Raw genomic sequence first — 2409 nt, 5'->3', positions numbered from 1 at the left:
GGCCTATACGTTTCATGTAGACTGTACAGGTTATCAAACCATGTTATTGCATCATAACCAAAAGAATAAATTGGACACGTATTGTAGCGTATTACTATTTCCTGATTTTCTAAAAACTCCTTGGCTACTACCACCCGCCATTTTGGAGGCATTACGATTCCAAAATATATAAAATCACCAACCTTCAAATCACTAGACATTTGATTTCCTCCTTCTTAAACGTACTAGACCTTCAATATCTACTTAAAATGGGTTGCTTGGCAATGCTTCATTTCCACCACATCTCCTACAAATAATGGATTATCTCGTTTTATTTGTTCCTGAAATTCATTGATTATATCCAATTCTTTGTCTAAATATTCTTGCTGCTGCTCTGCTTCTCCACAGCGTGCCAAACAGGCTAATGTAGTTACGAAGCTTCCTTTAGAACGTAATAATGGTTCTGCTGATTTATCTGCTAACTCCCCTAGCGCAAGGGCTTCTAGGCGCATATCCAGAGACTCTAATGCTGTATGCGACTGATCGAAAGCATGTATCACGGCGCGTAGTGCTAAACTTTTATTGCTCTCCATTTGTATCAGTTTAACAAAAGCCTCTTGGGCTTCTTGACGACACTTTTCTTCTTCATACGTGACCATTCCATATCTTCCTTTCATCGGCTAACTTACTTTCTTTATAAAACGCATGAGTACAGCATCTATTTTCATATAAGCAGCTATTATTTTTGGCCATTGCATCCAAATGTAGAAAGCTCCTCTACTCAATGTGGCACTACCCACTAGCGAAAATAGAAGTTGAACCTCTTTCGTAACAGGTAATCCCAGCCACCAATAAAAAAGCACTAATAAAAATCCCCATCGTGCAAATACGCTAAATACAGTGCCAGTTGTTCTCACTATCGCTGGTATAATCCCATGAACGGATCGAATAATAATAAATACAATGCCCACTAGCCCAAATCCGTATAAAAAACCAATTGGAATGACTGTTAGCCACATTTCCTTAAACATTGGATTATCAAATCCGTGAGCAGTCAAATACGCATAGGTTGCATTAACTAGCTTAGGATAGATTAGCCAACCTGTCCCAATGCTGGTAATCCTCCAAATTGCTTGGAATATTTGATAAAATATCTTGGCCATGAATTCACTCCTCTTGTTTGATTAACTGCTTCTCCAGCTTTTTATCTAATCGCTGTTCTTCTGCAAACTGGTCTACTTCCCTCATGGTAAGGGTTATCAAAGCTTGCCGTTTTCTTTTTGTTATGGTGTTTTCTATCGAATATAGGACACGGTAGCTATCATTTGAATTAAAAATAGAGCCCTTTCCTGCTGGACTCTCTTGTCTAAATGGCTCAAATTCCATGGTTTGTAATGTCTCAAATGCCTTTACTTCATGCTCTTTCAGGTATAAACGAATGGTTTGTTCTGGTGTTTGTTCTGACTGTTGCTCAGCCTGTGATAATACTACAAGGCATACAATCAAAGCTGTCATGAGTATTACTACTACACCTGTCAAATGATGCATAGAAATCGACTCCTATTCTTCTAATTGTTCATTTAGACGCTTTTTCAAAGCGTTCTCCTCTTCCTTCTCTTCTGCAAATACTTCCACATCATTTTGACTTGCTGTTACCATGGCCTCTCGTTGCTTTCCAGTATCTTCATTTTTCGCTGCATACACAATTTTATACGTTGTATACGTACTTAAAAGAATGGTCGTTTGTTCGTTCTTTTCAAATGCAAATCCCTCTAATATTTCACCTTCTTTTAATTCTTTTGCTTGTAGGTACAGTTCAATTTGGCTCCGTTCTTGCTTTTCTTTGATTAAAGCTTTTCGTTCAATCTCTTTTTGTTCTGGATGAATAAAGATTACAAGTACTGCGATTACTAGTAAAATAATGATTGCCCAAATTGATTTATTCCAGACTTTATTTTTAGTCCACACATATACGTCCTCCCCTGTGTTTGACAATTCTTACACCAAATTGTTTCCTATGTTTCTGATCTAGTTTTTTTAGAATAGCAAAACCCGCATCTTCGCGTAGATAGCCCTCATCAAATAAATAATCTTTTTCTTTCTTCGTAATATAACTTGGAATCAACGTGTGCGGTAACAATAGTTGATTTCCGTACGTATCTATTGCTTTTCTTGCTGGTTCTATCCTCACTATTTCGCTCTCCTCCTTTACTTCATGACTTCTATTGCAATCCATCCTAATTAAAAAGGCGTACTCCATTCGTCTATGTCCTCGTTTGCACCTGTGTTATATTCGTATATATATTCTGGCTCTTGGTAAATAATTTTTGTACCATCATCGGATAAAATAACTTCATATTCCTTTTTATCTGCATAAACAGTAAATGAACCATCCTTATACATTTCTACAACTTTTTCGCAGTTTGGAAA

Annotated in this window: 7 protein-coding genes; all 7 read right to left on the bottom strand. The window is 37.0% G+C overall.

Going from position 1 to position 2409, the window contains the following annotated elements:
• On the bottom strand, positions 1-200 hold a 200-nt coding region (locus tag DUK53_RS17885), incomplete at its 3' end, for a hypothetical protein (protein WP_236637326.1).
• Positions 201-239: 39 nt separating this feature from the next.
• Positions 240-638 (bottom strand): hypothetical protein, encoded by a 399-nt coding sequence (locus DUK53_RS16820; RefSeq protein ID WP_124893195.1) that lies wholly within the window; start codon positions 636-638, stop codon positions 240-242.
• Between the two features lie 21 nt (positions 639-659).
• The gene (locus DUK53_RS16815) at positions 660-1142 is read right to left on the bottom strand and encodes a hypothetical protein (RefSeq protein ID WP_124893193.1); all 483 of its coding nucleotides are present in this window, start codon (positions 1140-1142) and stop codon (positions 660-662) included.
• 4 nt (positions 1143-1146) lie between these two features.
• A complete protein-coding gene (locus tag DUK53_RS16810; protein WP_124893191.1) occupies positions 1147-1527 on the bottom strand; it encodes a hypothetical protein in 381 nt (126 codons plus the stop codon).
• Positions 1528-1539: 12 nt separating this feature from the next.
• The gene (locus DUK53_RS16805; RefSeq protein ID WP_124893189.1) at positions 1540-1947 is read right to left on the bottom strand and encodes a hypothetical protein; all 408 of its coding nucleotides are present in this window, start codon (positions 1945-1947) and stop codon (positions 1540-1542) included.
• Positions 1937-2170 carry a hypothetical protein gene (locus DUK53_RS16800; protein ID WP_124893187.1) on the bottom strand — a complete coding sequence of 78 codons (234 nt, stop codon included), beginning with the start codon at positions 2168-2170 and terminating at the stop codon, positions 1937-1939. Before DUK53_RS16800 ends, DUK53_RS16805 begins: the two co-directional genes overlap by 11 nt.
• Positions 2171-2220: 50 nt before the next feature.
• A partial coding sequence (locus DUK53_RS17625) for a hypothetical protein (RefSeq protein WP_161564263.1) occupies positions 2221-2409 on the bottom strand: 189 nt, incomplete at its 5' end.

This window comes from Listeria sp. SHR_NRA_18 (genome assembly GCF_003856515.1).
GTDB classification, from domain to species: Bacteria; Bacillota; Bacilli; order Lactobacillales; family Listeriaceae; genus Listeria_A; species Listeria_A newyorkensis.
This window is presented reverse-complemented; position numbering and strand designations above follow the sequence as displayed.